A 397-nucleotide genomic window follows, 5' to 3' on the forward strand; every position below is an offset into this window, starting at 1 on the left:
GTGCGAAGACAACACTTCGCTACGCGAGGCGCTAACCCTGTACAAATACGATAGCGCCGGGAGTCGTATGTTCGAAGAGCTGGCAGCGGGAAGCGATCGTTTCTATGCCACGCTTCCCTGGCAGCCATTAACTGTCCAGTCTGAATGCCCGGTAACGCTTAAGGATGTGAGCGACCTATGAAAACATGTTGGCAAATCCTCGAAATTGAAAGCACGACGCAAATAGACATTATCCGCCAGGCTTATCTTGCTCGCTTACCGTTGTGTCATCCCGAAACCGATCCGCAAGGGTTTAAAGCATTACGCCAGGCCTATGAAGAGGCCCTGCGACTGGCGGTAAATCCTGTCGAGGAAGCAGATGATGAAGAAAAAGATGCTGCCGCTGAACATGAAATAC

The 397-nt window shown here is 51.1% G+C and carries 1 protein-coding gene and 1 pseudogene; both read left to right on the top strand.

Annotation, left to right across the window (positions count from 1 at the left end; genetic code table 11):
• Window positions 1-181, top strand: a 181-nt coding sequence (locus tag H0X90_RS35510) for a hypothetical protein (protein WP_230878133.1), incomplete at its 5' end; no start/stop codon positions are given.
• A pseudogene (locus H0X90_RS35515) lies at window positions 178-397 on the top strand (hypothetical protein); the annotation flags it as partial. The gene H0X90_RS35510 and the pseudogene H0X90_RS35515, both read left to right, overlap by 4 nt.

Source organism: Burkholderia sp. 9775_39, from assembly GCF_015712225.1.
GTDB classification, from domain to species: domain Bacteria; phylum Pseudomonadota; class Gammaproteobacteria; order Burkholderiales; family Burkholderiaceae; genus Burkholderia; species Burkholderia cenocepacia.